The following is a 2,825-nucleotide window of genomic DNA, read 5'->3' on the forward strand; positions in this document are numbered from 1 at the left end:
CTAGTTGATGGTTGTCGAGCAGGTGGGCTTCATCGACGACCAGCACGGGGCTGCGGCCGCGTTCGGCGTGTTCGGCGGCCAGAGCGTCGGCGGCCTGGGGTGCCAGTCGGGCGGTGTGAAAGACCGGGGTGTGTCCGAGGGCAGCCACGATGTGGGTGAGCATGCCGCGCACGCCGATGGTGGGGTTGGCCAGGTAGATGATGACGTGTCGCGCCGGATCCAAGGAGGTGGCTGCGGCGCGGATGGCCACGGTTTTGCCGGCACCGACTTCGCCGGTGATGACTCCGATGGCGCATTGGTCCACACACCAGGAGATCCGGGCGATCGCTTCGCTGTGTCCGGGATAGCGGTGCAGCATCGAGGGGGCGAGGTCGCGTCCGAACGGCATCCGGGAGAATCCCCAGTGTGATTGCAGTCGTTGAATACTCACGCCGAGGCCTCACCTTCATGGTCAGAGTTCTCGGCACCGAGGTCGGTCAACGCGAGCTGTCCGAGGACCTGGTCGTTGACCACAATGTCGTCGGTGGCTGTGACCTCGGTGCCGTAGAGGGCGTGGTAGCCGATGCGTTCATCGTCACGCAGTTGGGCGTGGTGGGCGGCGGCGGTCAATGCCAGGTAGTCGATCCCGGTCGCCGCCGGCGCAGGCGCTGGGCCAGCGGCCTCGGGTCGGGCTTTCGGGTGAGCGTGGCGGGTGATGGTGTGCGGCGCCGCGGCGCCGAAGCTTTGATCGCGGTAGCGGACCTCGATGGTGTGCAGGTCGAACGGGGAGAACACCAGCTCCACGCGGCGCCCGGCCAGGGCGGGGTCGACTCGGTAGGTGTTGGAGTGCAGCGACACGGTGGCGGTCTTGGTCACCACGCGAAACTCCGACCACAAGAACGCTTCGGTCAGATCCGCGGCGGTCGGCAATGCCGGTGACCCGCCGAGCCGGTCGAAGCCGGCTTCCCACCGTGCCAGTGGTGCCTGTTCGGTCTCGGAATGAGTCCGTCGGTGGTATTCGGTTTCGACCCAGGCCATGAACAGCCGGTTGAGTTCCAACAACGCCGCGGTGTGGGCGACCCCGGCCGCTGTGAGGTCCTCGCTGCTGGTGTCGGTGACCTCGACGAGGAACTGTTCGCGCACGGTGCGGAAGAACCGTTCGATCTTGCCTCGGCCTTGCGGGCGCCCGGGCGCGGAGTGCACCAGCCGGATCCCGAGTTTCGCGCACGCCCGCAGCAGCCAGGCATCGACGAACGCCGAGCCGTTGTCGACATAGATTCCGGCGGGCACTCCGCGGGCGGCCAGCGCGGGTTTGAGCGCGGCGGCCAGGCGCACGGTGTCTTCGGCGAATCCGAACCGGTGCCCGACGACCAGCCGGGAATGGTCGTCGAGGAAGGCGAACAGGTAGGTTTTGCGGTCCCCGACCCGCGGGCCATGCAAAGCGTCGCCGACCCACAGTTCGTTGGGGTCAGCGGCTTCGAACCGGCCGAACACCTCCGTGCTCTGACCTGCGGCCGGGCCCATCAGCTCGCACCGATGGAAGTGGCGCAGCAGGGTCGATTCCGAGGGCGCCCACCCGGTCGCGGTGCGCAGGATGCGAGCCACCTGCGCGGCGGTGCGGGCCGGGTTCTCCCGCTTGAGCGAGGCGGCCAACTCCAGCACCCCGACATCGGTGCGGGTGGCTAGCCGGCGCGGCTCAGGCACCAGCGCTTCGAACCCGCCACCGCGGTAACGCCGGATCCAGCGATCCAGCGTCGCGCGGGCGATCTGGACCTGGGAACCGAACGGATCGATATGGCGGCGTTCGGCGATCTCACGGACCACCCGGCCGCGCTGGCGGGTGGAGAGCCCCTCTTCCAGCGCGGGGCAGATCACCTGATAGCGGAACAACCCGATCGCATTGGCCCGTTCCCGACGCTTGTGGTCCTCCAACGACACCGCAGTGCCCTCCTCGCAGTCGATGGCCCCACCCGAAACCGGTGCCGGACAGGCGCCCTGGCGAGGATCACCGATCACCTGACAGCGCGTCAGGGGCAACTGGTGTTGTGTGGCACCGCCGATGACATCGGCGGCCACCCGGGCGCCAACAACCGGCCGCCGCTGACGGCCACCATCACCAGCGCCGGCGTCACCACGCCCAGCAACCCGGCCGACCCGAACCGCTGCCCGATCGCCGACGCGGCGACCAAGACCGCCGCCTCGACGTCACGCCAACCACAGCCGAGTCCGTCGGGGATCGTCACATCGATCCCCGTACGCACCGCCACCGTGACAAACCACGCCCGCATCGACTCCAGACGCTGCCCAGCCCGCCGCAGCCAGCCCCGCACCGTTGACGGCGGTACCTGCAACCGGGCAGCGATCCCGCGATGCCCTACCCCTTCAGCCCGCGCCGACAGCGCCATCCAAATCCGCTCGGCTGCATATGCTCTGCGCAACAGCATGGTGACCGGCAACAACACATGAGTGACCAGACAAGAGCGGCACCGGGCCCGGCGCGGCCGCACCGGATCATCGAGCCCCTCGACGTGGCGGGCGCGGGCATACCCCCAGCCGCCGAGCACACCGTCCAGGCAAGCCGGACAGGCGATCGCCCCACCAGCCAGCCGGGACTCGACGCGGACAGAATCGACCTCTACCGTCACCATCAGTGCCTCCGAGCACTACAGCGCGGCACCTCGCAAGCCCGCCAAGACTTCAGCGAGGTGCCGCGCACCCATCAGTTCCTCGTCACACTGACGGTGCACACGAACAAGATCAATTCGACAACGGCGGCACAGGCCACATCAGCACGCTCAATGACGTCCACATACCCCGTGATCGTCATCCCGAGAGACGGTCAACAC

3 protein-coding genes are annotated in these 2,825 nt (G+C 68.2%); all 3 read right to left on the reverse strand.

Features of this window, described 5'->3' with window-relative positions:
- Positions 1-388, reverse strand: a 388-nt coding sequence (locus tag ACTWP6_RS30050) for an AAA family ATPase (protein ID WP_443189617.1), incomplete at its 3' end; no start/stop codon positions are given.
- 38 nt (positions 389-426) lie between these two features.
- A complete protein-coding gene (locus tag ACTWP6_RS30055; protein ID WP_260752507.1) occupies positions 427-1,917 on the reverse strand; it encodes a DDE-type integrase/transposase/recombinase in 1,491 nt (496 codons plus the stop codon).
- A gap of 89 nt (positions 1,918-2,006) precedes the next feature.
- Complete coding sequence (locus tag ACTWP6_RS30060) at positions 2,007-2,627, reverse strand: helix-turn-helix domain-containing protein (RefSeq protein ID WP_260755034.1); 621 nt, start codon at positions 2,625-2,627, stop codon at positions 2,007-2,009.
- Positions 2,628-2,825 lie beyond the last annotated feature (198 nt).

This window comes from Mycobacterium sp. 4D054 (assembly GCF_052245755.1).
In the GTDB taxonomy this organism is placed as follows: Bacteria; Actinomycetota; Actinomycetes; order Mycobacteriales; family Mycobacteriaceae; genus Mycobacterium.